This window comes from Luteibacter sp. KNZ12-1A (genome assembly GCF_056755675.1).
On the sequence record NZ_JBPGXU010000185.1, the window covers coordinates 1 to 2636 of the forward strand.

Consider the following 2636-nt stretch of genomic DNA (forward strand, 5'->3'; position numbering starts at 1 on the left):
AGATGTGTATAAGAGACAGGTCTCGGTGCGCTCGCGCGCTGCGGAATCCATCGTGGTCATGTGTGGCGTGCCCCAAGGCCTGGTTCAAACTCCCGTTCCCTCGGACGGGGCTCGAAGTGGTCAGGCAATACGGGAAAGGCCGGGACGGAGCGCACCCGAGGCGGCTCCGGTCCGCGACGTGCTTCCCCGCGGAAGCCGTCACCACAATCGGTACCGATCAGGCACCGATTGTTGGCAGGTCTTCGGACTCGTGGACGAGGGCTTTGGGGCCCGGCCTACCCGTCGCTTCCCAGTCACCGAGGACCAGTGCAATAGAACGGGATCGTTTCCACTTACCGCTGCGGGGCAGTTCCGGATTCACACCGGATTCCCTATTAAGTCCGACGGGCAGTCGCGCCTCTCCGGACACCAACGGGACACACGATATAGGCGATGGCTCGACCGGTCAACACAAGATATGGTGTAAATCGCGTAAGTCCCGCCACGTTCACGAATTGTGACGACGGCCTACACAAAGCGCATGAGCCTGCGACGATAAACTCCGCTCCCCCTCCCGGATCACCCAGGATCGATGCCCTCACCATTCGCATTGCAGGACAATGAACTGATCGCCCGAGCGTTCGACGCCGCACCTTACGGCCTGGCCGCTCTTTCTCCCACGGGTGAACTCCTGTACGCCAATGCCTGGGCCAGGGCCCGCCTGCCCGAAGGTGGATTCCTGTCCATCTGGAACGCCGCGGGCCGCGACTGGTTCAGGTCGGAATTGCCGAATCTGGCCGCGAGCGGTATGCGCACGGCGGAACTCGGCTCCGTGGATGGCTCGCCCTGGCGCGTATGCATGGAACGCTGGGATGGCACGGCCATCGTGTCCATTCAGCCGGCCGCCGACGAGGATCAGGGCTGGCGCAGCGCGGGCATCGGTCGCGATCTCGCGCTCGACCTCACCCAGGACCAGTTGCGCCAGGCGCAGAAGATGGACGCGATCGGCAAGCTGACCGGCGGTGTCGCCCACGACTTCAACAACCTTCTGCAGGTGATCAGCGGGAACCTGCAGCTTCTCGCCTCCGACGTCACCGGCAATGCCCGTGCGGAACGGCGCCTCGCCAATGCGATGGCCGGGGTGACCCGCGGCAGCAAGCTGGCCGCGCAACTGCTCGCCTTCGGCCGGCGCCAGCCGCTGGCACCGAAGGTCGTGAATGTCGGACGCTTCATCCGCGACATGGACGAACTCCTGCGCCGCGCGCTAGGCGAGGCGATCGAGATCGAAACCGTCGTCGCCGGCGGCCTGTGGAACACGCTGGTCGACCCGGGCAACGTGGAAAACGCGCTGCTCAACCTGGCGCTCAATGCCCGCGACGCGATGGAAGGGCGCGGCAGGCTCACCATCGAGGCCGGCAACGCGCTGCTGGACAGCGCCTATGCCGCGGCACATGGCGACCTGCGACCTGGCCAGTACGTGATGATCGCCGTGACCGACACCGGCGGAGGCATTCCCCCGGAAATCATCGAGCAGGTGTTCGAACCCTTCTTCACCACCAAGCCCGAAGGCCGGGGCACCGGTCTCGGGCTCTCGATGGTCTACGGCTTCGTCAAGCAATCCGGCGGGCACGTGAAGATCTACAGCGAGCCCGGCGAGGGCACCACGGTAAAGATCTACCTGCCACGTAGCACGCAGAGCGAAGACCGCCTGGTCGATCTGGACGAGGAAGCCGTGCGCGGTGGCGACGAGACGATCCTGGTGGTGGAGGACGACGACGCGGTGCGCGAGACGGTGGTCGGCATGCTCGGCGACCTCGGCTATCGCGTGTTGAAGGCGCGCGATGCGGGGAGCGCGCTGTCGATCGTGGAAAGTGGCATCGCGATCGACCTGCTCTTCACCGACGTGGTGATGCCCGGTCCGCTGCGCAGTCCGGAACTGGCAAGAAAGGCGATGGAACGGCAACCAGGAATCGCCGTGCTCTTCACCTCGGGCTATACCGAGAACGCCATCGTGCATGGCGGCCGCCTCGATGAAGGCGTGGAGTTGCTGAGCAAGCCGTACACGAAGGAACAGCTGGCCCGGCGCGTACGCCATGTGCTGGCCGCGCGGATACCGCGCCCGGCGGCCGAGATCGCGCCGGCGCCGATGGCGGTGCCGGGGGCGGCACCCACGCCATCGGCCTCGCTGCGCGTGCTGGTCGTCGAGGACGACGCCCTGATACGGATGTCCATTTGCGAGATGCTCGAAAGCCGGGGCCATATCGCTTTCGAGGCCGGCGACGGCAACGAGGCCTTGCGTGTGCACGCCGCCGAGAGGATCGACGTCCTTCTCGCCGATGTCGGGCTACCCGGGATGAACGGGGTGGACCTGGCCGAGCGGTTGCGAGAAACGCAGCCCGGCCTGCCGGTGATCTACGCCACGGGTGACCATACGGCCAATGGCGTGGAGTGCGACATGCACACGCGGATCATCGTGAAGCCGTATGGGGTGGCCGACCTGATCGATGCGATCGGGCGGATCGCGGGCCGCTAGGAGCATCGCCGACAAGTCGGCTCCCACAAGGTCGAGAGCATCGCCGACAGGGTCGGCTCCCACCAGGGGCCGGAGGCGGATCCCACCAAGGGCTGGAGGCATCCATGCTCTGGTGGGAGCCGAC

1 protein-coding gene and 1 riboswitch are annotated in these 2636 nt (G+C 65.9%); the gene reads left to right on the plus strand.

Annotated elements, in window-relative coordinates:
* Window positions 1-216 precede the first annotated feature (216 nt).
* Window positions 217-428: riboswitch (cobalamin riboswitch) on the minus strand.
* A gap of 143 nt (window positions 429-571) precedes the next feature.
* Window positions 572-2512: a response regulator gene (locus ACR9ZJ_RS19205; RefSeq protein WP_481288669.1), complete on the plus strand. Its 1941-nt coding sequence runs from the start codon at window positions 572-574 to the stop codon at window positions 2510-2512.
* Window positions 2513-2636: the final 124 nt, after the last annotated feature.

Coding starts and splice junctions, on each gene's coding strand:
- ACR9ZJ_RS19205 (WP_481288669.1), top strand. CDS start 572: ATGCCCTCACCATTCGCATTGCAGGACAATGAACTGATCGCCCGAGCG.